General features: G+C 62.9%; 22 protein-coding genes. 19 read left to right on the forward strand and 3 right to left on the reverse strand.

The annotated features are described in order from the left end of the window. The first annotated feature begins 1 nt into the window (after nucleotide 1). The 9 genes from rseP to ACEN8U_RS20880 all read left to right on the forward strand — a co-directional run bounded on the left by rseP (nucleotide 2) and on the right by ACEN8U_RS20880 (nucleotide 10,099). Nucleotides 2–1,459, forward strand: coding sequence for an RIP metalloprotease RseP (gene rseP, locus ACEN8U_RS20840; protein WP_413658621.1), 1,458 nt, complete (start codon nucleotides 2–4; stop codon nucleotides 1,457–1,459). A gap of 66 nt (nucleotides 1,460–1,525) precedes the next feature. Then, entirely contained in the window at nucleotides 1,526–3,838 is a 2,313-nt protein-coding gene (gene bamA / locus ACEN8U_RS20845; RefSeq protein ID WP_013588791.1) for an outer membrane protein assembly factor BamA, read from the forward strand. A 47-nt stretch (nucleotides 3,839–3,885) separates the two neighbouring features. After that, nucleotides 3,886–4,407: an OmpH family outer membrane protein gene (locus tag ACEN8U_RS20850; RefSeq protein WP_028363344.1), complete on the forward strand. Its 522-nt coding sequence runs from the start codon at nucleotides 3,886–3,888 to the stop codon at nucleotides 4,405–4,407. 75 nt (nucleotides 4,408–4,482) lie between these two features. Next, nucleotides 4,483–5,607, forward strand: a complete 1,125-nt coding sequence (gene lpxD / locus ACEN8U_RS20855; protein ID WP_015003077.1) for a UDP-3-O-(3-hydroxymyristoyl)glucosamine N-acyltransferase — start codon at nucleotides 4,483–4,485, stop codon at nucleotides 5,605–5,607. 204 nt (nucleotides 5,608–5,811) lie between these two features. After that, complete coding sequence (fabZ, locus tag ACEN8U_RS20860) at nucleotides 5,812–6,276, forward strand: 3-hydroxyacyl-ACP dehydratase FabZ (RefSeq protein WP_006048683.1); 465 nt, start codon at nucleotides 5,812–5,814, stop codon at nucleotides 6,274–6,276. A 127-nt stretch (nucleotides 6,277–6,403) separates the two neighbouring features. Beyond that, nucleotides 6,404–7,192 (forward strand): acyl-ACP--UDP-N-acetylglucosamine O-acyltransferase, encoded by a 789-nt coding sequence (gene lpxA, locus ACEN8U_RS20865; RefSeq protein WP_015003076.1) that lies wholly within the window; start codon nucleotides 6,404–6,406, stop codon nucleotides 7,190–7,192. Between the two features lie 3 nt (nucleotides 7,193–7,195). After that, nucleotides 7,196–8,365 carry a lipid-A-disaccharide synthase gene (lpxB, locus tag ACEN8U_RS20870; protein ID WP_015003075.1) on the forward strand — a complete coding sequence of 390 codons (1,170 nt, stop codon included), beginning with the start codon at nucleotides 7,196–7,198 and terminating at the stop codon, nucleotides 8,363–8,365. Nucleotides 8,366–8,412: 47 nt separating this feature from the next. Next, nucleotides 8,413–9,174, forward strand: coding sequence for a ribonuclease HII (rnhB, locus tag ACEN8U_RS20875; protein ID WP_015003074.1), 762 nt, complete (start codon nucleotides 8,413–8,415; stop codon nucleotides 9,172–9,174). A 136-nt stretch (nucleotides 9,175–9,310) separates the two neighbouring features. Continuing rightward, on the forward strand, nucleotides 9,311–10,099 hold the full coding sequence (locus ACEN8U_RS20880) for a TrmH family RNA methyltransferase (RefSeq protein ID WP_015003073.1): 789 nt from the start codon (nucleotides 9,311–9,313) through the stop codon (nucleotides 10,097–10,099). Nucleotides 10,100–10,108: 9 nt separating this feature from the next. Here the strand turns inward: ACEN8U_RS20880 and ACEN8U_RS20885 are convergent, their stop codons facing one another. Next, a complete protein-coding gene (locus tag ACEN8U_RS20885) occupies nucleotides 10,109–10,924 on the reverse strand; it encodes a pyruvate, water dikinase regulatory protein (RefSeq protein WP_012433432.1) in 816 nt (271 codons plus the stop codon). A gap of 524 nt (nucleotides 10,925–11,448) precedes the next feature. On the opposite strand from ACEN8U_RS20885, the gene ppsA reads away from it, so the two are divergent. From ppsA to ACEN8U_RS20900, 3 genes are all read left to right on the forward strand, one after another. Further along, nucleotides 11,449–13,854, forward strand: coding sequence for a phosphoenolpyruvate synthase (gene ppsA, locus ACEN8U_RS20890; protein ID WP_013588783.1), 2,406 nt, complete (start codon nucleotides 11,449–11,451; stop codon nucleotides 13,852–13,854). Between the two features lie 178 nt (nucleotides 13,855–14,032). After that, a complete protein-coding gene (locus ACEN8U_RS20895) occupies nucleotides 14,033–14,488 on the forward strand; it encodes an NfeD family protein (RefSeq protein WP_035477456.1) in 456 nt (151 codons plus the stop codon). Nucleotides 14,489–14,540: 52 nt separating this feature from the next. Beyond that, nucleotides 14,541–15,473, forward strand: a complete 933-nt coding sequence (locus ACEN8U_RS20900) for an SPFH domain-containing protein (protein ID WP_013588781.1) — start codon at nucleotides 14,541–14,543, stop codon at nucleotides 15,471–15,473. 210 nt (nucleotides 15,474–15,683) lie between these two features. Here the strand turns inward: ACEN8U_RS20900 and smpB are convergent, their stop codons facing one another. Next, nucleotides 15,684–16,130, reverse strand: coding sequence for an SsrA-binding protein SmpB (gene smpB, locus ACEN8U_RS20905; RefSeq protein ID WP_013588780.1), 447 nt, complete (start codon nucleotides 16,128–16,130; stop codon nucleotides 15,684–15,686). A gap of 100 nt (nucleotides 16,131–16,230) precedes the next feature. Between smpB and ACEN8U_RS20910 the strand changes: the two genes are divergently transcribed. Together ACEN8U_RS20910 and ACEN8U_RS20915 are read left to right on the forward strand one after the other, a co-directional pair. Further along, a complete protein-coding gene (locus tag ACEN8U_RS20910) occupies nucleotides 16,231–16,668 on the forward strand; it encodes a type II toxin-antitoxin system RatA family toxin (RefSeq protein WP_015003071.1) in 438 nt (145 codons plus the stop codon). Beyond that, the gene (locus ACEN8U_RS20915) at nucleotides 16,665–16,997 is read left to right on the forward strand and encodes an RnfH family protein (RefSeq protein ID WP_015003070.1); all 333 of its coding nucleotides are present in this window, start codon (nucleotides 16,665–16,667) and stop codon (nucleotides 16,995–16,997) included. The genes ACEN8U_RS20910 and ACEN8U_RS20915 overlap by 4 nt, the downstream gene beginning before the upstream one ends. 257 nt (nucleotides 16,998–17,254) lie before the next feature. Here the strand turns inward: ACEN8U_RS20915 and ACEN8U_RS20920 are convergent, their stop codons facing one another. Then, entirely contained in the window at nucleotides 17,255–18,232 is a 978-nt protein-coding gene (locus ACEN8U_RS20920; RefSeq protein WP_015003069.1) for a DMT family transporter, read from the reverse strand. 247 nt (nucleotides 18,233–18,479) lie between these two features. Between ACEN8U_RS20920 and guaB the strand changes: the two genes are divergently transcribed. The 5 genes from guaB (at nucleotide 18,480) to ACEN8U_RS20945 (ending at nucleotide 25,328) form a co-directional block, all read left to right on the forward strand. Continuing rightward, nucleotides 18,480–19,940 (forward strand): IMP dehydrogenase, encoded by a 1,461-nt coding sequence (guaB, locus tag ACEN8U_RS20925; protein WP_013588776.1) that lies wholly within the window; start codon nucleotides 18,480–18,482, stop codon nucleotides 19,938–19,940. A gap of 6 nt (nucleotides 19,941–19,946) precedes the next feature. Then, the gene (locus tag ACEN8U_RS20930; protein ID WP_015003068.1) at nucleotides 19,947–20,792 is read left to right on the forward strand and encodes a hypothetical protein; all 846 of its coding nucleotides are present in this window, start codon (nucleotides 19,947–19,949) and stop codon (nucleotides 20,790–20,792) included. A gap of 127 nt (nucleotides 20,793–20,919) precedes the next feature. Further along, nucleotides 20,920–22,503 carry a glutamine-hydrolyzing GMP synthase gene (gene guaA / locus ACEN8U_RS20935; protein ID WP_013588774.1) on the forward strand — a complete coding sequence of 528 codons (1,584 nt, stop codon included), beginning with the start codon at nucleotides 20,920–20,922 and terminating at the stop codon, nucleotides 22,501–22,503. Between the two features lie 292 nt (nucleotides 22,504–22,795). Further along, nucleotides 22,796–22,948: a hypothetical protein gene (locus ACEN8U_RS20940; RefSeq protein WP_238558513.1), complete on the forward strand. Its 153-nt coding sequence runs from the start codon at nucleotides 22,796–22,798 to the stop codon at nucleotides 22,946–22,948. A 103-nt stretch (nucleotides 22,949–23,051) separates the two neighbouring features. Beyond that, the gene (locus ACEN8U_RS20945) at nucleotides 23,052–25,328 is read left to right on the forward strand and encodes a hypothetical protein (RefSeq protein ID WP_015002968.1); all 2,277 of its coding nucleotides are present in this window, start codon (nucleotides 23,052–23,054) and stop codon (nucleotides 25,326–25,328) included. The last annotated feature ends 27 nt before the right edge of the window (nucleotides 25,329–25,355 follow it).

Below are 25,355 nucleotides of genomic sequence, written 5' to 3' on the forward strand. Positions count from 1 at the left end.
TATGAATCTGCTGATCGAAGTGCTCGCCTTCGCGGTCGCGATTGGCGTGCTGGTGGTCGTCCACGAATATGGGCATTACAGCGTGGCGCGGCTGTGCGGCGTCAAGGTGCTGCGCTTTTCGATCGGCTTCGGCAAGCCGCTTTTCCAGTGGGTCAGCCCGAAAAGCGGCACGGAATGGACCATCGCCGTGCTGCCGCTCGGCGGCTATGTGAAGATGCTCGACGAGCGCGAGACCGGCCAGGCGCCGATTCCCGCCGAAGCGTTGCCGCATGCGTTCAACCGGCAGTCGGTGTGGCGCCGCATTGCGATCGTCGCAGCCGGCCCGGTCGCCAATTTCCTGCTGGCCATCGTGCTGTTCAGCCTCGTGTTCGCCACTGGCGTGACCGAGCCGGCGGCGATCCTCGCCACGCCAGCGCCCAACACGGCCGCTGCGGTGGCCGGTTTCGAAGGCGGCGAAACGGTGGTGGCCGTGCGCGCGGAGAATGCCGCCGAATCCGAGCCGGTGCGCTCCTGGTCCGACTTGCGCTGGAAACTGCTCGGCGCGGCGTTCGATCACAAGCGCGTCGTGCTGAGCGCAAAAGGCGCGGACGGCACGTCGGACTTCCAGCTGGACCTGCGCGGTCTCACTGAAAAAGACGTCGACGACGACTTCATGTCGCGCCTCGGTTTCGAGCCGGGCGGCGGCAAGCTGACGGTCGCGGGCGTGCAGCCGGGCAGTGCGGCGCAAAAGGCGGGGCTTCGTCCGGGCGACCGTTTGCGCGCGATCAACGGTATCGCGACTGACAATGCCACGGCCTTCATCGCGTATGTAAAATCGCACGCCGGCCAGCCGCTGACCCTGCAGGTGGAGCGGGCGGACGCTGGGCGGACGCAAACGCAGGGACAAGCACAGGGACAAGCACAGGGACAAGCACAGGGACAAGCGCAGAGCCAGGCACCGGGCAAGCTCGAAGACATCCGCATCGTGCCGCAGGCGCAGCGCGACCCGGCAACCGGAGAGCAGGTCGGCCGCATCGGCGCCGAACTCGCAACCCAGGTCCCGTCCATCAACGTGCGTTATGGACCTGTCGAAAGCCTTCGGCTGGGCGCGCGTCGTACGTGGGATCTCGCGGCGTACTCGGTGCGCATGTTCGGCCGCATGATTGTAGGCGACGCATCGCTCAAGAATCTGTCGGGTCCGGTAACCATCGCGGATTACGCAGGAAAGAGCGCACGTCTGGGTCCTTCTGCATTTTTGTCGTTTCTTGCCCTCGTCAGTATTAGCCTCGGTGTACTGAACCTGCTACCAATTCCGGTATTGGACGGGGGGCATCTGTTATATTATTTGGTTGAAGCTGTGACCGGTAAAGTTGTCTCCGATCGCTGGCAACTCGTTTTTCAGAGGGCGGGTCTCGCCTGCATCGTCGCTTTGTCGGCGATTGCACTGTTTAACGATCTCGCTCGTTTAATCCACTTTTAAAGTGTCCGGCGGCGCTCACATGGCGGCCGTCCGGCCTGATGCAGCTATACACACTGGGGAAGCACGTTGTTTAAACCTCATCGCTTTGTTCCGAAGACGGTTATAACCGCGGCACTCGCCGCGCATGGGCTGGTTGCTCACGCAACGACGCCGTTCGTGGTGCAGGACATCCGGATCGAGGGGTTGCAACGCGTCGAACCTGGTACCGTGTTCGCCTATCTGCCCATCAAGCAGGGCGATACGTTTACCGACGACAAGGCGTCCGAAGCCATTCGCGCGCTGTACGCAACGGGCTTCTTCAACGACGTCAAGATCGCCACTGAAGGCAATGTGGTGATCGTGCAGGTGCTGGAGCGTCCGGCCATCGGCACGATCGACTTCGCGGGCATTCACGAGTTCGACAAGGAAAACCTGACCAAGGCGCTGCGCGCAGTCGGTTTGTCGCAAGGCCGTTACTACGACAAGGCGCTCGTCGACAAGGCGGAGCAGGAACTCAAGCGCCAGTACCTGACGCGCGGCTACTATGCGGCCGAAGTCACCACCACGATCACGCCGATCGACCGCAATCGCGTCTCGGTGCTGTTCTCGGTGGCGGAGGGCCCGAGCGCCAAGATTCGCCAGATCAACTTTATCGGCAACAAGGCGTTCAGCACGGGCACGCTGCGCGACGAAATGCAGCTGTCCACGCCGAACTGGTTCTCGTGGTACACGAAGAACGACCTGTACGCGAAAGACAAGCTCACCGGCGACCTCGAAAATATTCGCTCCTACTATCTGAACCGCGGCTACCTCGAATTCAATATCGAGTCGACCCAGGTGTCCATCACGCCGGACAAGAAGGACATGTATCTGACGGTCACGCTGCATGAAGGCGAGCCGTACACCATCTCGAGCATCAAGCTGGCCGGCAATCTGCTCGACCGCGAGCCCGAGCTTGCCAAGCTCATCAAGATCAAGCCGGGCGACCGCTTCTCTGCCGAAAAGCTGCAATCCACGACCAAGGCGATTGTCGACAAACTGGGCGAATACGGCTACGCATTCGCAACCGTCAACGCGCAGCCGCAGATCGACCAGGCCAATCACAAGGTCGACCTGACGCTGCAGGTGGACCCGAGCCGCCGCGTCTACGTGCGCCGCATCAACGTGGTCGGCAACACCCGTACGCGCGACGAAGTGGTGCGCCGCGAAATGCGCCAGCTCGAAAGCTCGTGGTTCGACTCGAACCGCCTCGCGTTGTCGAAAGACCGTATCAACCGTCTTGGCTACTTCACCGACGTCGACGTGACCACGGTGCCGGTCGAAGGTACGCCGGACCAGGTCGACGTGGACGTGAAGGTCGCCGAAAAGCCGACCGGCGCGATCACGCTCGGCGCGGGCTTCTCGTCGACGGACAAGGTGGTGCTGTCCGCGGGCGTCTCGCAGGACAACGTGTTCGGCTCGGGCACGAGCCTCTCCGTGAACGTCAACACCGCCAAGACGTACCGTACCCTGACGGTCACGCAGGTCGACCCGTATTTCACGGTGGACGGCATCAAGCGTATTACCGACGTCTATTACCGCACGTATCAGCCGCTGTATTACTCCACCGATTCGAGCTTCAAGATCGTCACCATGGGCGGCGACCTGAAGTTCGGCATTCCGTTTTCGGAAGTCGACACGGTCTACTTCGGCGCGGGTCTCGAGCAGAACAAGCTCGACGTCGACGCGAACACGCCGGCGTCGTACAAGCAATACGTGCAGGACTTCGGCCGCGTGTCGAACAACGTGCCGGTCACGGTGGGCTGGTCGCGCGACGCGCGTGACAGCGCGCTCGTGCCGAGCCGCGGCTACTTCACGCAGGCGAACGCGGAGTACGGCACGCCGATCGGCGGCACGCAGTATTACAAGGCCGACATCAACGCGCAGTACTATTACTCGTTTGCGCGGGGCTTCGTGCTGGGCTTCAACTTCCAGGGCGGCTACGGCAAGGGCATGGGCGGCAAGCCGTACCCGATCTTCAAGAACTACTACGCGGGCGGTATCGGTTCGGTCCGCGGCTACGAGCCGAGCTCGCTGGGTCCGCGCGACAAGACGACCGGCGACCCGATCGGCGGTTCGAAGCTGCTCGTCGGCAATATCGAATTGACATTCCCGCTGCCGGGCACCGGCTATGATCGGACCTTGCGCGTGTTCACGTTCCTCGACGCCGGTAACGTCTGGGCGGACGCGAGCAGTGCCGCCACGTCGAACGGCGCCAATGGTCTGCGCTACGGCTACGGTGTCGGTCTCGCGTGGATTTCGCCGATCGGGCCGCTCAAGTTGAGCCTGGGCTTCCCGCTCACCAAGCACACGGGCGACCAGTATCAGAAGTTCCAGTTCCAGATCGGGACGGCGTTCTGATCCGCGCCGCGGACGGCTCGCCAAACAACAGTATCGAGAGGATCACTTTGCTAACCGGTATGTTTTCGAAACGTGTGGCTTGCGCGCTGGCGCTGGCATTGACGCTGGGCGTCGGAGTGGCGCACGCGCAGGAAGCCAGGATTGCCGCGGTGAATTCCGACCGGATTCTGCGGGAATCGGCCGCGGCGAAGGCGGCCCAGGTCAAGCTCGAGGCCGAGTTCGCCAAGCGCGACAAGGACCTCGCGGACATGGCGCAGAAACTCAAGTCCATGTCCGATTCGCTCGACAAGAACGGCGCCTCCATGTCGCCCACGGACCGTGCGCAAAAACAGCGCGATCTGTCGCAGCTCGACACCGACTTCCAACGCAAGCAACGTGAATTTCGCGAGGACCTGAACCAGCGCCGCAATGAAGAACTGGCGGCGGTGCTCGACCGCGCGAACAAGGTGATCAAGCAGATCGCCGAGGCGCAGCACTATGACCTGATCGTGCAGGAAGCGGTGTACGTGAGCCCACGCATCGACATTACGGATCAGGTGCTGAAGGCGCTGGCGGCTTCGGGCAACTGAAGGCGGCGGGCACGAAAAAGTCCAAAGATACGTCGCACCAACAGGTTGTAGTGAACAGCAGGAGACAGGATAGGCATGGCTTTTACGCTCGAGGACATCGTTCAACGGTTCGGCGGTGACGTAGTGGGAGACGGTTCGCAGCGCGTCGGCAGTCTGGCGCCGCTCGACCAGGCAGGCCCCGACCAGCTGGCGTTCCTCGCCAACCCGAAGTATCTGTCGCAAGTCGAAACGACTCGCGCGGGCGCGGTCCTGATCAATGCCGACGACCTCGCCAAGCTCAGCTCGCACAGCGGCCGTAACTTCATCGTCACGCCGAATCCGTACGCTTACTTCGCGCGCGTCGCGCAAACCTTCATTGACCTCGCCACGCCGAAGGTCGCGCCGGGCATCCATCCGAGCGCGACGATCGATCCGTCCGCGCAGATCGCCGCGAGCGCGGTGATCGGACCGCACGTCACGGTGGAAGCGGGTGCGGTGATCGGCGACAATGTGCGGCTCGACGCGAATGTGGTGATCGGCCGCGGCACGCGCATCGGCGCCGGTTCGCATCTGTATCCGAACGTGGCCGTCTACCACGGCTGCAAACTCGCCGAACGCGTGATCGTCCACGCGGGCGCGGTCATCGGCTCCGACGGGTTCGGCTTCGCGCCGGATTTCGTCGGAGAAGGCGAGGCGCGTACCGGTAGCTGGGTCAAGATTCCGCAGGTCGGGGGCGTGTCGATCGCGGCGGACGTCGAAATCGGCGCGAACACCACGATCGACCGCGGCGCGATGGCCGACACGGTCATCGAGGAGTGCGTGAAGATCGACAACCTCGTGCAGATCGGGCACAACTGCAAGATCGGCGCATACACCGTGATTGCCGGCTGCGCGGGCATTGCGGGCAGCACGACCATCGGCCGCCATTGCATGATCGGCGGGGCGGTCGGCATTGCCGGCCATGTGACGCTGGCCGACTACGTGATCGTCACGGCCAAGTCGGGCGTGTCGAAGTCGCTGTTGAAGCCCGGCATGTACACCAGCGCGTTTCCGGCTGTGAATCACGCCGACTGGAACAAAAGTGCGGCCTTGCTGCGCAACATCGACAAGCTGCGCGATCGTATCAAGGCGCTGGAAAGCGCCGCAGCCCAGCAGCCGGGCAGTCAGCCGGCGCCCGGAGCAGCGGGCGCGGCCGACCCGGCGCGGGGCGATAAAAGCTAGATTTCCCGGCGGGCCGCCGACACCGCGTAAAATAGCGGGCGAACACAGTTAAGCGAAGGCGGTTGCCGCGACCCGGTGGCACGGCAACCCATTCACGGCGAGCGTCGGCAGCAAGCACTCAGAACGGCTCTCAACCCGCTGACAATCCACCTGCACCAGCATCCGCAGTCATCATCGCGCAGTCAATGCGTGAGCAGAAACACCATGAGCACCGAAAAAATCAACCTCGACATTCATAAGATTCTCACGCTGCTGCCCCATCGTTACCCGATCCTGCTGGTCGACCGGGTGCTCGAACTTGAGCCGCACAAGAGCATCAAAGCGTTGAAGAACGTGTCGATCAACGAGCCGTATTTCCAGGGGCACTTTCCGACGCGTCCGGTCATGCCGGGCGTGCTGATCCTCGAAGCGCTCGCGCAAACGGCGGCGCTTCTGACGTTCTCGGAAGAGCCGAGCGATCCGTCGAACACGCTGTACCTGTTCGTCGGTATCGACAATGCGCGCTTCAAGCGCGTCGTGGAACCGGGCGATCAGCTCATCCTGAACTGCACGTTCGAACGGCATATGCGCGGCATCTGGAAGTTCAAGGCGCGAGCCGAGGTGGACGGCGTCGTGGCGGCGGAAGCCGACCTGATGTGCGCGGTGCGTCACACGGACAAGGACGCCTGACGCCTCGCGCAGGCGCCGCGGGCGCGAGGGCGCCCGAGTCGACGTTCGGCCAGCCGGCGCCTCCCGCAGCGCAGCCGGCTCGCCGCAGCGCACCCAGACAACGCAACAGAATCAGAAGCGAGGACGCATGAGCAGGATTCATCCCACTGCGATCATCGAACCGGGCGCACAACTCGACGAATCCGTCGAAATCGGACCGTATGCCGTGATCGGCGCGCACGTGACGATCGGCGCGCGGACCACGATCGGCTCGCACAGTGTGATCGAAGGTCACACCACCATCGGCGAAGACAACCGCATCGGCCATTACGCGTCGGTCGGCGGCCGTCCGCAGGACATGAAGTACAAGGACGAGCCGACGCGGCTCGAAATCGGCCACCGCAACACGATCCGCGAGTTCGCCACGATCCACACCGGCACGGTGCAGGACGCCGGCGTGACCACGCTCGGCGACGACAACTGGATCATGGCGTACGTGCACATCGGCCACGACTGCCACGTCGGCAACAACGTGGTTCTGTCGAGCAACGCGCAAATGGCCGGCCATGTGACGATCGGCGACTTTGCGATCGTCGGCGGCATGTCGGGCGTGCATCAGTTCGTGCGCATCGGCGCGCATTCCATGCTGGGCGGGGCGTCCGCGCTCGTGCAGGACATTCCGCCGTTCGTGATCGCGGCCGGCAACAAGGCGGAGCCGCACGGCATCAACGTGGAAGGTCTACGCCGCCGCGGTTTTTCGCCGGACGCCATTTCGGCCCTGCGCTCGGCATACCGTCTGCTGTACAAGAACAGCCTGTCGCTCGAGGAAGCCAAGGCGCAACTGCGCGAGCTGGCGTCCGCCGGCGGCGACGGCGACGAGCCGGTGGCCACGCTGCTGGCATTCGTCGAAGCGTCGCAGCGCGGCATCATCCGCTAAGCGATGGCATTGCAACCCAGTCCGCTGCGCATCGCCATGGTGGCCGGCGAGCCGTCCGGCGACCTGCTGGCCTCGTCGCTGCTGGGCGGCCTCGCGAGCCGCTTGCCTGCCGCCACGCATTACTACGGCATTGGCGGCCCGCGCATGATCGCCACGGGTTTCGACGCCCATTGGCCGATGGAAAAACTGTCCGTGCGCGGCTATGTGGAAGCGCTGCGGCACATTCCCGAAATTCTGCGCATCCGCAACGACCTGAAGCGCCAGTTGCTGGCTGAGCCGCCTGCCGTGTTCGTCGGCGTGGACGCGCCCGATTTCAACTTCGGGCTCGAGCATCCGCTGCGCGAGGCGGGCATTCCGACCGTCCACTTTGTGTGCCCGTCCATCTGGGCGTGGCGCGGCGGGCGCATCAAGAAGATCGCCAAGGCGGTCGACCACATGCTGTGCGTGTTTCCGTTCGAAACCGCGCTGCTCGAAAAGGCGGGCGTCGCCGCGTCGTATGTGGGCCATCCGCTTGCCGACGAGATTCCCCTCGAACCGGACACGCTCGGCGCGCGCCGCACGCTGGGTCTTGCGGAAAGCGGTCCGGTCATCGCGGTCTTGCCCGGCAGCCGCCGCTCGGAGATCGACCTGATCGGGCCGACGTTTTTTGCCGCGATGGAAATGATGCAGCACCAGGAGCCCGGCCTGCGCTTCGTGATGCCGGCGGCCACGCCCGCGTTGCGCGAGATGCTGCGCCCGCTGGTCGATTCGCATCCGGGGCTTGCGCTCACCATTACGGACGGCCAGTCGCAACTCGCCATGACCGCGGCCGACGCGATCCTCGTGAAAAGCGGCACGGTCACGCTCGAGGCTGCGCTTCTGAAAAAGCCGATGGTGATCTCCTACAAGGTGCCCTGGCTGACCGGTCAGATCATGCGCCGGCAGGGCTATCTGCCGTATGTCGGCTTGCCGAACATTCTGGCCGGGCGCTTCGTCGTGCCGGAAATCCTGCAGCATTTCGCGACGCCTCAGGCGCTCGCCGAGGCCACGCTGAAACAGTTGCGCGACGAAGCCAACCGGCGCACGCTGACGGAAATCTTCACGGAGATGCATCACGTGCTGAAGCAGAATACCGCGCAGCGTGCGGCGGAGGTTGTCGCGAGCATCGTCGAAAGGCGTGGGGCGCGGCCGTGACCAAGCCGCGCGCCAGCGAGCGCCCCCGCGCAACAGCGGCCGCAGGCATGCCGCGCCGCAAGGCCGGTGCCAGCGCGGCCAGTCGCCAGGTGGGCCTGAACTTCGAGACGGCGGAAGACATCGTCTGCGGCGTCGACGAAGCCGGGCGCGGGCCGCTGGCCGGCCCGGTCGTCGCCGCGGCGGTGATTTTCGATCCGTCAAAGCCGATGATTCGCGGCCTCGACGATTCCAAAGCGCTCACCGCAAAAAAACGCGACGAACTGTACGAGAAGATCGTCGACCGCGCGCTCGCTTACTGCATCGCCTCGGCAACCGTCGAGGAAATCGATTCGCTGAACATCCTGCACGCCACCATGCTGGCAATGAAACGTGCCGTGGAGGGCCTCGCGGTCACACCCACGCTCGTGAAAGTGGACGGCAATCGCTGCCCGATGCTGAGCATTCGCAGCGAAGCGGTGATCGGCGGCGACGCGCTGGTGAAAAGCATCTCGGCGGCGTCGATTCTCGCCAAGGTCACGCGCGACCGCATGCTGCTCGAGTTGCACCAGACTTATCCCATGTACGGTTTCAATGCGCATGCCGGCTACGGCACGCCGCAGCATCTGGCGGCGTTGCGCGAGCATGGGCCGTGCGAACATCACCGGCGCTCGTTTGCGCCCGTGCGCGAAGCGCATCTGCGGTTCGGCACCGGCGTGCCGTTGCCGGCGGGCGAGATTATCGCGGTGCCGGAGATGCTGGCCGACGGCATGCTGGACGATGCGCTCCTCGATACGGATCCTTTCGGCGAGCGCAGCGGCGCGGGAGCATGAGGCGCGAGCGTCGACGTGACGCTGCCGCGCATGCAGCTGTTCACGCAGCCGCTCATGCAGCCGCTCATGCAGCGCCGCCGCACGGCCTGCCGATCATCGCGAACTCTTTTCCTCATTCATCACGCCCTCGCTGCCTGTGAAAGCCATCACCTCCCGGGACAATCCGCTCTATAAACGCCTGAAGGCGCTGGCCGGCTCGACGCACCAGCAGCGCCGCAGCGGCCACGCGCTGCTCGAAGGCTTTCATCTGGCGAGCGCGCATCTGGACGTCGCCGGCCAGCCGGACATGTGCATCGTCACCGAAGGCGCGCTTGCCCATGACGAAGCGCAGGCCATCGTGTCGCGCATCGAGGATCACCGCATCGTTACGCTGCCGGATGCGTTGTTCGGGCAGCTGTCGAACGTGGTGCACGGCGTGGGCATGCTTCTGCTCGTGGAAAAGCTCTGCGCGCCGTTACCCGATACCGTCGAAGAAACGTGCATCGTGCTCGACGGGGTGCAGGACGCGGGCAACGTCGGCTCCATTCTGCGCAGCGCGGCCGCGGCCGGCATTCAACGGGTGTTCTGCGCGCCGGGCACGGCGTACGCGTGGTCGTCGAAGGTGCTGCGCTCGGGCATGGGCGCGCACTTCCTGTTGCAGATTCATGAAGATGTCGACGCCGCCGCGTTGATCGGGCGTCTCGCGGTGCCGATCGTCATCACGGATTCGCACGGCGCCGAGGCGATTGACGAGTGCGATCTGAGCGGCGAACTGGCCTGGGTGTTCGGCAACGAAGGCGCGGGCGTCTCGCAAGCCTGGCGCGACGCGGTCTCGTTGCGGGTGACGATTCCGCAGCCGGGCGGCATGGAGTCGCTCAATGTGGCGGCGGCCGCCGCCGTCTGCGTGTTCGAGCAGTGCAGACAGCAGCGCGCGCGCCGCGCATAAGAAGGCTCGTCAGTACGACGGCCGGTCCAGTTTGATTTCCTGCAGGATCGTGGTTGCGATCTCTTCAATCGACTTGTGCGTCGACGACAGCCACTTGATGCCCTCGCGACGCATCATCGCTTCCGCTTCGTTGATCTCGTAACGGCAATTTTCCGGCGCCGCATATTTGCTGCCCGGCCGGCGCTCGTTGCGGATTTCCGAAAGCCGCTGCGGATCGATCGACAAGCCAAACATTTTCTGCCGGTGCGCCAATAGGGGCGTGGGCAGTTTGCCGCGCTCAAAATCTTCCGGAATCAGCGGATAGTTGGCCGCTTTCACGCCGTATTGCATGGCGAGGTAAAGGCTCGTGGGCGTCTTGCCGCTGCGCGACACGCCGACGAGGATCACGTCGGCGTCCGCGAGATTGCGGTTCGACTGGCCGTCGTCGTGCGCGAGCGAGAAGTTGATCGCCTCGATCCGGTTCTTGTATTCCTCGGTGTCCGCGTTCTGGTGACCGCGTCCCATTGCATGGCTCGACTTGAGCTCCAGTTCCTGTTCGAGCGGCTCGACGAAGGTCTGGAACATATCGAGGACGAGCGCATTCGAGCCCTTCACGATCTGATTCGACGCGCTGTCCACGAGCGTCGTAAAGACGATCGGACGACGGCCGTCCTGGACGATGGCCTCATTGATCTTTTCGAGCGTGGCGTACGCCTTCTCGGTCGAATCGACAAAAGGGACGCGAACCAGGCGGAATTTCTGGTCGAACTGGGAGAGGATCGAATGCGCGAAGGTTTCGGCAGTGATCCCGGTACCGTCGGAGACGATGAATACGGTGGGCGGCATCAGTGGGACAGGGAACGTGAGCGGCAAAAAGCGCTCGAATGGAACATGGCTGCATCGGCTTCGCTGCGCGGTGGCTGACCGCTCCTGCAGCGCCGTCGAAGCAGCGCGCCGTGGGCACCGCTACTGCGCCGGGACGGCCGGGGAACTCTTTGACGGCATGGAAAGAGCGCCACGGCACATTCGGGCGCGATTCGAGGCGCAATTCTCGTCCGACCGTCACATTTCGAGAGTCGGCACGGTAGAATAGCGGCAACCTGTTGGATAAGCAATTGCAGGCGATTGGCGCCTAACTCACTGCGAACGGTCGTTCAACGCGCCGCTATCGGGCGTCAAAGTGAACGCAACGCGGCGAATCGGGCGCTAATTCCGTTCATTCGCCTTCTTCGTCGCGCTAATGTGCGGCGCGGCGCAAGCGATTGTTTCTCCAACAGGTTGTGCAAGACGTGAGGTCACGCTTCCAATGAGCGTCTCGCGTTCGAGCCCACTTGCACAGCCGTGAATTTCTTTCACACTTAGGGGCTTGTATGACTAACGCAGTTACCGTCGCAAAGGATAAGGCGTATGTAGTTCCGTTCGAGCAGTTGCGGATGACCGATGTGGAGATTGTCGGCGGCAAGAACGCGTCGCTTGGCGAGATGATCAGTCAACTCGCCGAAGCCGGCGTGCGCGTGCCGACCGGTTTCGCCACGACGGCACTGGCTTTCCGCGACTTCCTGCATCACAACAACCTGACCGAACGCATCGCCAAACGTCTCGAGACGCTCGACGTCGACGACGTGAAGGCGCTCGCCGAAGCGGGCAAGGAGATCCGTCAATGGATCGTCGAGGCGCCGCTGCAGCCCAAGCTCGAGGCTGATATTCGCGCAGGCTTCGACACACTGCAGAACAGCTCGCCCGAAGAGTTGTCGTTTGCCGTGCGCTCGTCGGCAACCGCGGAAGACCTGCCCGACGCATCGTTCGCGGGTCAGCAGGAGAGCTACCTCAATGTGGTCGGTATCGAAGACGTGCTCGATCGCATGAAGCACGTGTTCGCGTCGCTGTACAACGACCGCGCTATTTCCTATCGCGTCCACAAGGGTTTCACGCATGCCGAAGTCGCGTTGTCGGCGGGCGTGCAGCGCATGGTGCGCTCCGACGTCGGCGCGGCCGGCGTGATGTTCACGCTCGACACCGAATCGGGCTTCAAGGACGCGGTGTTCATCACGTCGAGCTACGGCCTCGGCGAAACGGTCGTGCAGGGCGCCGTGAATCCGGACGAGTTCTACGTCTACAAGACCACGCTCGCGCAAGGCAAGTATCCGATCATCCGCCGCTCCATCGGCTCCAAGCTCATCAAGATGGAGTTCACGAAGGCGGGCGAAGAAGGCCGTGTGAAGACTGTCGACGTGCCGCACGAGCAGCGCAACCGCTTTTCGATCACCGACGAAGACGTGATCGAACTCGCGAAGTACGCGGTCATCATCGAAAAGCACTACGAGCGTCCGATGGACATCGAGTGGGGCAAAGACGGCCGCGACGGCAAGATCTTCATCCTGCAGGCGCGCCCGGAAACGGTGAAGAGCCAGGCTTCCGGCAAGGCGGAGCAGCGCTTCAAGCTGAAGGGCCAGTCGAACGTACTGGCCACCGGCCGCGCGATCGGCCAGAAGATCGGCGCGGGCCCGGTGCGGGTGATTCACGATCCGTCGGAAATGGACCGCGTGCAGCCGGGCGACGTGCTGGTCGCCGACATGACGGACCCGAACTGGGAGCCGGTCATGAAGCGCGCTTCCGCGATCGTCACGAACCGTGGCGGCCGTACCTGCCACGCGGCCATCATCGCGCGTGAACTCGGCGTGCCGGCCGTGGTCGGCTGCGGCGACGCAACGGACGTGCTCAAGGACGGCGCGCTCGTGACGGTTTCGTGCGCAGAAGGCGACGAAGGCAAGATCTACGACGGCCTGCTCGAAACCGAAATCACCGAAGTGCAGCGCGGCGAACTGCCGCCGATTCCGGTGAAGATCATGATGAACGTCGGCAACCCGCAACTGGCTTTCGACTTCTCGCAACTGCCGAACGCAGGCGTGGGTCTCGCGCGCCTCGAGTTCATCATCAACAACAATATCGGCGTTCACCCGAAGGCGATTCTCGAATACCCGAACGTCGATCAGGACCTGAAGAAGGCGGTGGAAAGCGTCGCTCGCGGTCACGCGTCGCCGCGCGCGTTCTACGTCGACAAGCTGACGGAAGGCATCGCCACGATCGCGGCGGCGTTCTATCCGAAGCCCGTGATCGTGCGCATGTCCGACTTCAAGTCGAACGAGTACAAGAAGCTGATCGGCGGTTCGCGCTACGAGCCGGATGAAGAGAACCCGATGCTCGGCTTCCGCGGCGCGTCGCGCTACATCGCCGAAGACTTCGCCGAAGCGTTCCAGATGGAATGCGTCGCGCTGAAGAAGGTGCGCGAAGAAATGGGCCTCGACAACGTCGAGATCATGGTGCCGTTCGTGCGTACGCTGAAGCAGGCGGAGCGCGTGGTCGGGCTGCTCGAGAAGTTCGGCCTGAAGCGCGGCGAGAATGGCCTGCGTCTCATCATGATGTGCGAAGTGCCGTCGAACGCGATTCTGGCCGAAGAATTCCTGCAATACTTCGACGGCTTCTCGATCGGTTCGAACGACCTCACGCAGCTCACGCTCGGCCTCGACCGCGACTCCGGCATGGAACTGCTCGCCGTCGACTTCGACGAGCGCGATCCGGCGGTGAAGTTCATGCTGAAGCGTGCGATCGAAACGTGTCTGCGCCTGAACAAGTACGTCGGTATCTGCGGTCAGGGTCCGTCGGATCATCCGGATTTCGCGCAATGGCTGACGGATGAGGGCATCAAGTCGATCTCGCTGAACCCCGACACGATCATCGAGACGTGGCAGCAACTGGCGAAATCGTCGACGAAGTAAGCGCCGCGCGTGCCGCGTCCTACGCGGCACGCATAACGAAGCTGGGGCGGCTCAACGGTCGCCGAAAGGCACGCTCAACGGTGTCTCTAACGGCGTCTCTGAATGCCGGTCATTTGCCTGCGCTTCGTGCTATAAACACCCCGGTAGATCCGGGGTGTTTTGCTTTGTGGAGGCCAACGTGGCGCCAGGTGGATTGTTCTGGTGGGTCGGGGCGGGCGTGCTGATCGTGCTCGAGTTGCTGAGCGGCACTTTCTATCTGTTGATGATCGCGCTGGGGTGCATCGCGGCGGCCATCGCCCATATCGCGGGCGCAACCGCCGACGTGCAGTTCGCGGTCGCCGCGGTCGTCGCGCTGGCGGCTGTGCTCGTGCTCCGGCGTTCGCGCTTTGGCCGCAAGGCGCGCAAGGAGGCGTCGCGCAACCCCGACGTCAATCTCGACATTGGGCAAACGCTGACCGTGCCGGCCTGGCAGCAGCGTCGCGCGCGCGTGACCTATCGCGGCGCGCAATGGGACGTCGAGCTCGCGCCCGGCGAGCCGGAGGATGCGCAGACCTACGAAATCACGGAGTTGCGCGGCAGCTGTCTCGTCGTGGCGGCGAAGCAGCCGGCGAGACATCACGCCAAACCGCTCTGAGCGTCGCCAATTCGCCGATTTAATTAATCGAACTAAAGGTGGGAGGGGGTAAATGGATTCGACCATCGTCGGGGCCGTGCTGCTTGTCATTGTGATCGTGCTGGCGGCGCAGACCATCAAGATCGTGCCGCAGCAGCATGCGTGGGTGCTGGAGCGGCTCGGCCGCTATCACCGCACGCTCACGCCCGGCCTCAGTTTCGTGTTCCCGTTCGTCGACCGGATTGCTTACAAGCACATCCTCAAGGAAATTCCGCTCGAGGTGCCGAGTCAGGTCTGCATCACGCGCGACAACACCCAGTTGCAGGTAGACGGCGTGCTGTATTTCCAGGTGACGGATCCGATGAAGGCGTCGTATGGATCGAGCAACTTCGTCTTCGCGATCACGCAGTTGTCGCAGACCACGCTGCGCTCGGTGATCGGCAAGCTGGAACTCGACAAGACTTTCGAGGAGCGGGACTTTATCAACCACAGTATCGTCTCCGCGCTCGACGAAGCCGCGGCGAACTGGGGCGTCAAAGTCCTACGCTACGAGATTAAAGATCTGACGCCGCCGAAGGAAATTCTTCACGCGATGCAGGCGCAAATCACCGCCGAGCGCGAGAAGCGCGCGTTGATCGCGGCATCGGAAGGGCGCAAGCAGGAGCAGATCAATATCGCGTCGGGCGGCCGCGAAGCGGCGATCCAGAAATCCGAAGGCGAGCGGCAGGCGGCGATCAATCAGGCGCAAGGTCAGGCGGCGGCCATTCTTGCGGTGGCGGAGGCAAATTCACAGGCCATTCAGAAGATTGCTGCGGCCATTCAGTCGAATGGTGGCATGGAAGCGGTGAACCTGAAGGTCGCCGAGCAATATGTGAATGCGTTCGGCAATGTGGCCAAGCAGGGCACCACGCTGATCGTGCCGGGCAACCTCGCGGACATGAGTTCGATGATCGCATCGGCGCTCGCCATCGTGAACAAGGGCAAAGGCGTGGCGGACGCGCGCTGAGGGCGGCGGCTCAACGCGCCGTGCGATGAGGCGCTGGCAAAAAGAATGGCCCGCATCATGGATGGCGGGCCATTTTCGTTCGAGAACCAAAAAACACGCGGGAGCTTGCGCAAAGTGCGGCCTATCCGCGCAACGCAGTCTGCGCAAACCAGTCCGCACAACCCGGCATCGGCCGCAGGCCGGGCGAACCTTCGACGCGGTGCGTGAACTTCAGGTCGGCGAGCGCATCAAACGCGCCTTTTCGCGCTCCCAATCGCGTTTCTTTTCAGTCTCGCGCTTGTCGTGCAGCTTCTTGCCCTTGGCAAGACCAATCTCGCATTTGACGCGGCCGCCCTTGTAATGGAAGTTCAACGGCACGAGCGTATAGCCGCGCTGCTCGACCTTGCCGATCAGTTTGCTGATTTCTTCGCTGTGCAAAAGGAGCTTGCGCGTGCGGACCGGGTCGGGGTTGATGTGCGTCGAGGCTTCGGGCAGCGGGCTGATGTGCGTGCCGATCAGGAACAGCTCGCCGTTCTTGATCACGACATAGCCTTCCTTGATCTGGCCGCGCCCGGCGCGCAGTGCCTTGACCTCCCATCCTTCGAGCACGAGCCCTGCCTCGTAGCGCTCTTCGATCGAATAGTCGAAGAACGCTTTTCTGTTGTCGATAATGCTCATGAATGGAAAGTGCCCAACTCGTTTAAAATTACGATTTTAGCAAAGCGGGGCAAGGAAAGCCCGCGGCGCCCGTCCACCCTTGCCACGTGCTGTTCAATTTATGGCAGATGTCCAGAAAACCGTGTTGATCCGTCATTCGGCGGAGCAGATGTTCGACCTCGTCACCGACGTCGCCGATTACCCGAACTTCCTGCCGTGGTGCGGCGGAGTCGAGATCCGTCATCGGGACGAAACCAGCATGGAGGCGAAGATCGACATCAACTTCAAGGGCATCAAGCAGCACTTTGCGACGCGCAACAGCATGGAGCGGCCCACGCGCATCGACATGGAATTCGCAGATGGGCCGTTTCGCAAGTTCACCGGTTTCTGGCGCTTCACGCCGTTGCGCGCGGACGCCTGCAAGATCGAGTTCGCGCTGCACTACGAGTTCACCAACATCCTGCTCGAGAAGATCATTGGGCCGGTGTTCAATCATATCGCCAATACTTTTGTCGAATCTTTCGTGAAGCGCGCGGATCAGCGCTACGGCAAGCTATGAGCGGGCGTCTGTCGGTTCAGGTCTGTTATGCGCTCGCGAACGAGCAGGCGCTCGTCGCCGTGGAACTGCCGGCGGGCGCCACGCTCGGCGAGGCAATCGAGGCGAGCGGCCTGCTCACGCGTTATCCTCAGATCGATCTCGAAACGCAACAGGTCGGCATATTCGGCAAGCTGAAACCGCTCGACACGGTACTCGCCGACCACGATCGCGTGGAGATTTACCGGCCGCTGCTGGTGGATCCGAAAGTGGCGCGCCAGCGCCGCGTCGAGAAGACCCGCAAGGCGGGCTCGATCGAAGGGCGCCGCTGGCTCAACAAGGATTCGCGGTAAGGGCTGGCCGGGGGCGCCGGCAAATCCCGGGCGCGGGCAAATCAAACGGCGCTGTCGGCCGCTTTTATCCGCTCTGACCGCTTTCGTCCGCTTCAGGCGCTCCAGCCGCTTTAGCCGCTGCGTCCGCTCGTCCGCTGCGTCCGCTTCTCCGCTTCTCCGCTCGTCCGCTCGTCCGCTCGTCCGCTCCTCCGCTCCTCCGCTTCTCCGCTCCTCCGCTCCTCCGCTTTTCACCGGCCAGTTTCCCGGAACACCGCGCCTCAGTGCGCCGAGCCCTGCGCGTTGTTCGCGACCCGGGCCGTGCCGCCCGAATCGTCGTCCGCATGCTGGCGCACCGACCAGCACACGCCCGCCACCAGCAGCAGGATCGCGGCCAGTTCCAGCGGCCGCGGCAGGCGGCCGTCGTAAATAAATGCGTAGAGCAGGGCGAACAGCGTCTCGAACACGATCAACTGGCCCGAAAGCGTCAGCGGCAGCCGCTTCGACGCCGCATTCCAGAGCCCGTTGCCGAGCCAAGACGCGCCGATGGCGAGGCTGAGATTGAGCAGCCAGAAGCTATGCCAGCGGCCTTGCGCGAGTTCGCCCTGCGGGCCGCCGGCCGGCAGGATGGCAATCGCGAGCCACAGCGCGGCGCCGAGCAGGCCCGTCACGACGCCCCACAGCACGGACCATTCGTTGGCGCTGAAATGCGTCTGCCGCTGCAGATAGCGGGCGTTTTCGACGGCGAACCAGGTCCAGCAGCCGAGCGCGCCCACCGCGCAGGCAAGGCCGAGCAGTCGGGTGGGCACGCTGCCGGGCGCCCCGCCGCCCGTCGTGAAGACGTCGATGTTGATGCAGCCGATGCCCGCCAGCACCATCGCGAGCGGCCAGGCGAGGCGGGCGAGCGGCACGGCGCCGCGATCGCCGCGGCCCATCAGCGTGACGGTGACGGGCAACACGCCGACGATCAGCGACGCCGGCGCGATGCCGACCAGGTGGACCGCGGCCGTCAGCAGCAGGTAGTACAAAAGATTGCCGACCAGCGCGAGCTTGACGAGCGCGACGAGGTCTTCGCGCGTCAGCCGTTTGACGAGCGAGCGCGCCGCGGGCAGGGCGGCCGCGAGCGACACCACGCCGTACAGGGTGTAGCGGCCGGCGGACAGCAGCAGCGGCGAAAAGTCCGGCAGCACGCGCGGCACCAGAAAAACCATGCCCCACAGGGCTCCGGCCATGACGCCATAGGCCACACCGCGCTGCATCGACTGCTCCCTGCACAGAACTGGAATGGCCGCAAGCGTAGCGGCTCCCCGCCGAGGGCGTCTTGTTTGATTCTGCATTCGGGCCCGAGCAAACGAAACGCGATCGAACCCGAGGCGAACGGCGAAGCGAAATCGGCGGGGCAAAAGCCATTAAAAAAACCGCCGGAAATTCGCTAAGCTGCTGTTCGCGCAGTGAAAAGCGGGGAGGTATCGCGTATAATTCGCTTTTGCGCCTATAGGATTTGCCATGCGTCTGATCCAAACAGCACTCACGTTCGATGACGTGCTCCTCGTCCCGGCCTTCTCCGATGTTCTGCCGCGCGACACCAGCCTCAAGACCCGGCTGACCCGCAACATCTCCCTGAATATGCCGCTCGTGTCCGCCGCCATGGACACCGTCACCGAAGCCCGCCTCGCCATTGCCATGGCGCAAATGGGCGGTGTCGGCATCATCCACAAGAACCTCACGGCGGCCGAGCAGGCGCGTGAAGTCGCTAAGGTCAAGCGTTTCGAGTCGGGCGTGGTGCGCGATCCGATCACGGTGCCGCCGCAAATGAAAGTGCGCGACGTCATCGCGCTGTCGCACCAGCATGGCATTTCCGGCTTCCCGGTGGTGGAAGGCTCGCAGCTGATCGGTATCGTCACCAACCGCGACCTGCGCTTCGAAGAGCGTCTGGACGAGCCGGTGCGCAGCATCATGACGCCGCGCGAGCGTCTCGTGACCGTCAAGGAAGGCACCTCGCTCGCCGAGGCGAAGGCGCTGATGCACAGCCACCGCCTCGAGCGCGTGCTGGTCATCAACGACGCATTCGAGCTGCGCGGCCTCATGACGGTCAAGGACATCACCAAGCAGACCGAGCACCCGGACGCCTGCAAAGACGAGCACGGCAAGCTGCGCGCGGGCGCGGCGGTCGGCGTCGGCGCGGACAACGAAGAGCGCGTGGAACTGCTGGTGCAAGCCGGCGTGGACGTGATCGTGGTCGACACCGCACACGGCCACAGCAAGGGCGTGCTCGAGCGCGTGCGCTGGGTCAAGCAGAACTTTCCGCATGTGGAGGTGATCGGCGGCAACATCGCCACCGCGGCGGCGGCCAAGGCGCTCGTCGAATACGGCGCGGACGGCGTGAAAGTGGGCATCGGGCCGGGCTCGATCTGTACCACGCGGATCGTCGCCGGCGTCGGCGTGCCGCAGGTTACCGCCATCTCCAACGTCTCCGAAGCGCTGCGCGGCACCGGCGTGCCTGTCGTCGCGGACGGCGGCGTACGCTTCTCGGGCGACGTAAGCAAGGCGCTCGCCGCTGGCGCGAGCGCGGTCATGATGGGCAGCATGTTCGCCGGCACCGAAGAGGCGCCGGGCGAAGTGTTCCTGTACCAGGGCCGCCAGTACAAGTCGTACCGCGGCATGGGCTCGGTCGGCGCAATGAAGGACGGCGCGGCGGACCGCTACTTCCAGGACAACTCGGCGAATATCGACAAGCTGGTGCCGGAAGGTATCGAAGGCCGCGTCGCCTATAAGGGTTCGGTCAACGCGATCCTGTTCCAGCTGATCGGCGGCGTGCGCGCGAGCATGGGCTACTGCGGCTGCCGCACCATCGCCGAGATGAACGAAAAGGCCGAGTTCGTGCAGATCACCGGCGCGGGCTTGCGCGAATCGCACGTGCACGACGTTCAGATCACCAAGGAAGCGCCCAACTACCACGTGGACTAAACGCCAATGAAGCCATTGCTGCGCGCTGTACTCGTCGTCGATGCATTGTTGCTGCTCGGGTTCGGCCTGCTGTTCCTGCTGACGCCCTGGACTTCGCTGTACGACGCGCTGCTGCTGGTGCAAACGCAGCCGGCGCTGGTCGGCCAGGCGTTTGGCGTCGCGCTCGTCGGGCTCGCGTGGCTTGCCTTGCATGCGTCGTTCGATGGGGCGCTGACGTCGTCGGTCGCAAGGGCGGTCGGTCACGTGAACTGGCTGACCGGCGTGCTGATGCTGGTCTGGCTGCTCGGGCTGCATACGCCGTCGCTGAACGGCTTCGGCCAGATCGTCGCGGTGCTGACCGGTGTGGTGCTGCTCGTGCTCGGTTTGGGCGGCGTGCGTTTGGCGGGCGCGGTGCGGCGGCGCGAAAAGCTGCGGGCGGCTGAAGCCGTGGCGGCCGAGCGCGCCGACAGGCAGGCTGCAAAAGACGCCGCAAAAAACGCGGCGAACCGCGAGGCAAACCGCCGTGAACCGGTGGTGCCGGCCACGGCAGGTTTTCCGGTGTATCGCGCGGAGCCGGTGGGCGAGCCCGCCGTGCCTCCCGGCGCGGCGCCCGCGGTTGCCCCCGCATATGACGCAGCAGCCAAGCCGGTCGTGGCCCCAGCGGGGACTGTGCCGGTAGCGCCTGCCGTGCCCGCGGCGCACGAGGCGCGGCCGCTAGATCCGGCGCCCTCGGCACCTTTGCGCGCAACGACGGGCGAAGCGCCGAGCCCGTCGGAGCGGGCGGCACGAGCTGAAGCCGCCGCCGCGCGCGACGAGGCCCGTGACGCCGCCGCCGATGCGCCGCATGCGCCCCGGCCTCCGTTTCATGGTTGAGCCGCTCGCCGCCGCCCGTCTGCCGAAGCAACCCGGCCGTTCGTTCCCTCGTGGACCGCTTTGAATTCAACGCCGCGCTCTATGCGCGGCATTCCGTATCCGCTCACTTTTGAAACCGTCCGCTGCCATGCACGACAAGATCCTGATTCTCGACTTCGGTTCGCAAGTCACCCAACTCATTGCACGTCGCGTTCGCGAAGCCAACGTCTATTCGGAAATCCATCCGTATGACGTCGATGCGTCGTTCATTCGCGACTTCGCGCCGAAGGGCGTGATCCTGTCCGGCGGCCCGAGCTCCGTCACGGAAACCGACACGCCGCGCGTGCCGCAAGTGGTGTTCGAACTCGGCGTGCCGGTGCTCGGCATCTGTTACGGCATGCAGGCCATGGCCGAGCAGCTGGGCGGCAAGGTCGACATCGGCCATCTGCGCGAATTCGGTTACGCCGAAGTGCGCGCGCGCAATCACACGAGCCTGCTCGAAGGCATCAGCGACTTCACGACGCCGGAAGGGCACGGCATGCTGAAGGTGTGGATGAGCCACGGCGACAAGGTGCTGGAAATGCCGCCGGGCTTCGCGTTGATGGCATCGACGGAATCGTGCCCGATCGCCGCGATGGCCGACGAAAAACGTCATTTCTACGGCCTGCAATGGCATCCGGAAGTCACGCACACGGTGCAGGGCCGCGCGATGCTCGAGCGCTTCGTGCTGCAGATTTGCGGCGCGCGGGCCGATTGGGAGATGGGCCATTACATCGACGAGGCGGTCGCGAAGATCCGCGAGCAGGTCGGCAACGAGCATGTGATTCTCGGGCTGTCGGGCGGTGTGGATTCGTCGGTGGCGGCGGCGCTCTTGCATCGTGCGATCGGCGATCAGCTCACGTGCGTGTTCGTCGACCACGGCCTTTTGCGCCTGAACGAAGCCGAGCAGGTCATGGCGACCTTCGCGGATCACCTCGGCGTGAAGGTGATTCACGTGGACGCGAGCGACGTGTTCCTGCGCAAGCTGGAAGGCGTGACCGATCCGGAGGCGAAGCGCAAGATCATCGGCGCAGAGTTCGTCGAAGTGTTCCAGACTGAAGCCGGCAAGCTGACCGACGCGAAGTGGCTCGCGCAGGGCACCATCTATCCGGACGTGATCGAATCGGCGGGCAAGGGCAAGAAGGCGACGCAGACCATCAAGAGTCACCACAACGTGGGCGGCCTGCCGGAGACGCTGAACCTGAAGCTGCTCGAGCCGCTGCGCGAACTCTTCAAGGACGAAGTGCGCGAACTCGGCGTGAAGCTCGGCTTGCCGCCGGCCATGGTGTACCGCCATCCGTTCCCGGGCCCGGGTCTCGGCGTGCGGATTCTCGGCGAAGTGAAACGCGATTTCGCGGATCTGCTGCGCCGCGCGGACGCGATTTTCATCGAAACGCTGCGCACGTTCATCGACAAGGAAACCGGCAAGTCCTGGTACGACCTGACGAGCCAGGCGTTTGCGGTGTTTCTGCCGGTGAAGAGCGTCGGCGTGATGGGCGACGGCCGCACCTACGAGTACGTGGTCGCGTTGCGGGCCGTGCAGACGCTGGATTTCATGACCGCACACTGGGCCCATTTGCCGCACGAGTTGCTCGGGCATGTGTCGAATCGCATCATCAATGAAGTGCGCGGGATCAACCGGGTGGTGTATGACATCTCGGGGAAACCGCCGGCGACGATTGAGTGGGAGTAACTCAGCGTCCGGCAGCAGCCGGCATTCACTGGTAATAAAACACCCTTCAGCCCGCCATTTGCGGGCTTTTTTGTATTTGTGCTTGGCAATGGCTGGCACATTTCGGCAGCCTCAAGCACGATTTTTTATGGCAAAGGACAAGCTCTGCAAGGTGAATGACCGCGGTGGCCTCTATGTTATAAGGTCGTCCGCGCCACACCATAACGCCGCGCCACGTCAGTCACCTGGATATTAGAGTCGCGCCGAAGTGCCCTTGGCTGCCATACGCGCGGCGATTCAGCAACTCTTGAGTATGCCGAGGAAAGACTCCCAAGTGGCGGCCGCGCTCGATGTGTCGAACGCGCGGGCCAAGGCATGGTTGCAGCGTCTGATCGACGAGGGCGTGTTGGAAAAGCAGAAGAAGCCCGCGGGCTACGTTGTCAGGCAGAAACAGATGTTCGAGTAAGGGCTCGTTTGAACCAGCAGTCGGGGTTAATTTTCCGAGGCATGGTACCTGCGCTACATTTTGGCCTTTTTTCTAGGATCGTAAGTACAATGCGCTTACTTGTATGCCTCTCGATATTCGTCTCGAAAAACTACGTTTCCTGATAATGGAAATGCGGCTCGCGATGCGCTTGGCGCAGTTTGCGCCCACAGACGCCGACGCACGCATGATCACCCGGCACGTCCTCATCCGCGCTGCCGATTTCATCTCACACGCCCGCCAACTGCGTAAGCCGTTGCAGCAGGCAGGATACGATACAGGTGCTTTCAACGACCTCAAGGAGTACTACGCAGCTGAATTCAAGAAGTACTTCCAGAAGGTCCGCGACCGGCTGAGCGCCCATGTTCAAGATATTGAACTAGAAGAGGTGATCGAACTTTGGAATGGCACCGATGCTTCAAAGTCGGAATTTTTTGTAGAGGGCGCGGCCGAGATTTACCGCTCGCTAGCATCTTTGGGCATCACCGATTTTCCCACACTGACGGACTTCCCGGAGTCCCGTGATCCGGCATTCGAGGCAGCCTTACAAGCCTATCGAGCCTCCGGCCGCAAGATGCAAACCGTAGAGATGGGAGCCGATCCTCTGGCGATGACGCGGCCCGATTCGACTGCTCTTATCAACACTACGCCGATCCATGCTCGTGCGGGACATCTCGCTCTCATCCAGCGTTGGATGGTAGCCCAGGCCAAATTACTTCAGGGATTCGAAGCTTTTCCGAATGTGGTGCGCATCTTGAAGGCCCGAATGATTACCGATCTGGTCAGCGCTTGCGATTGTCTAATTACCCGCGACGTTGATCCTGGAGCTCCGCAACGAATTGATGGCCTCGACGCTCTCCTTGCAAAAGAGTTTTCGCAGAATGCCATAGAGCAATTCAAGACGATCTTCCGGGTGGTGGAAGAGATTGCACCGTATCGAGAGATCAGAAATAAAGTTAGCAGCCACCTTGACGTAAACATTGACGTCACGCTCGAAGATCTCCTAAAGCGCCTCGATAATATTGATTTTGAAGCAGGGCTGGGCGTCTATGACAAGCTGAGACAGGTCTTTGAAAAGGTCTGTCGGGACGTCTTGTTCTTGTGTTCTTATCTGGTCGACGGGCAAATCATCAACGGTGTGCTCGGGTCTGCAAAAGGCACCGACACCGTACCATTCAGTGACCGTGAGCAACCTGGAAGGGTTGTTCCCCAACCAGATCGAATGGAGGATTGCGACGAGGCGTATTCCGCAAAGCTGGAAGAGTGGTTGACCGGTGAGTCAGGCACACGAGAACGTGCACGCTCGGCCTTCTGGCAGGCCTTCCTTCATTCCCCTATCGTTGAAGAATATCAGTTCGTCGAGTCGCTTCCCGGAGGCGGGGAGCGGCGCGAGACGCACCGAGTGCGCCAGGCCCATCGCTTCATCTTGGGAAGACTCGAATCCGAGACAGATTCGAACCGGGTCTGCGGCATTTTGGAACTTACTCGTCAGTGCTCCAGTGGTGCCCCGGATGAGTTGACCGAGATTCTGATGCGCTTCGCACGCAATCCGAGATCGAGTCCCCACATGTCGGCAATCGCCCTCTGTCTCGGTGATCTTGCAGATTGGAGCAACCTTCGGGTGCGCGCTTACCTTACGGCGGGTATGAATGTGGCGACATCGCTTGCCGTGTATACGCGGATGGCCTTGCTGCGGATTTTCGTTCGTGCGGAGGGGATAGCCCGCATCAATCGAAGACCGCCAACGGAAGCCTTTTCCGACGTGCTTGGGAGCCTAACCGTCGGGCTCGGGCCAAGGGCCAAGCTAAAAACGAAAATCTTCTTGGCGAGCCAGTTTTGCGATCAGCAGATAGCGACCGTCATGCAGCCCTTTGAGAAGGACTATGCCGATCTGCAAACTGACATTGTTGGGCTAGTGGGCAGCTTGGCTCCGGCAGAAGAGGCCGCACGTATCTCCGAGATGGTGCGTCGTCTGGTCGAGACTCATGATTACGCCGGTATTTGCCTCTATCTTTACGATGAGCTGAAGAACAGCAACTTGGACGTTGTAGTCAGGGACTTGATCGTGATGACCTGCCATGGAATCATTCAGACTGCTCATCATGATCAATCACGTAGGCATCGGTGTGGCTGCTTCTTGCGCATCGAGCGCTACAAGGAGGCTCTTGGCCTGGCCGATAGCCTCGCTCGATCAAATCCCGATAATCCCGACTTCCAGATACTTCTGGCCCATGTGATGACCTGCTTGCCAGAGTGCCAAGATGCTGCCAGGAGTCTCTCCGGTGACATCAAGCGCCGATATAAACTGAGCGATACTCAGCTGGCAGCGATCGAAGCAGTCAGCTCCGAGGAGCAACGGTAACACGGAAAATGCGACCCAAGAGGCACT

The organism is Paraburkholderia phenoliruptrix, from assembly GCF_047325075.1.
Lineage (GTDB): Bacteria > Pseudomonadota > Gammaproteobacteria > Burkholderiales > Burkholderiaceae > Paraburkholderia > Paraburkholderia phenoliruptrix.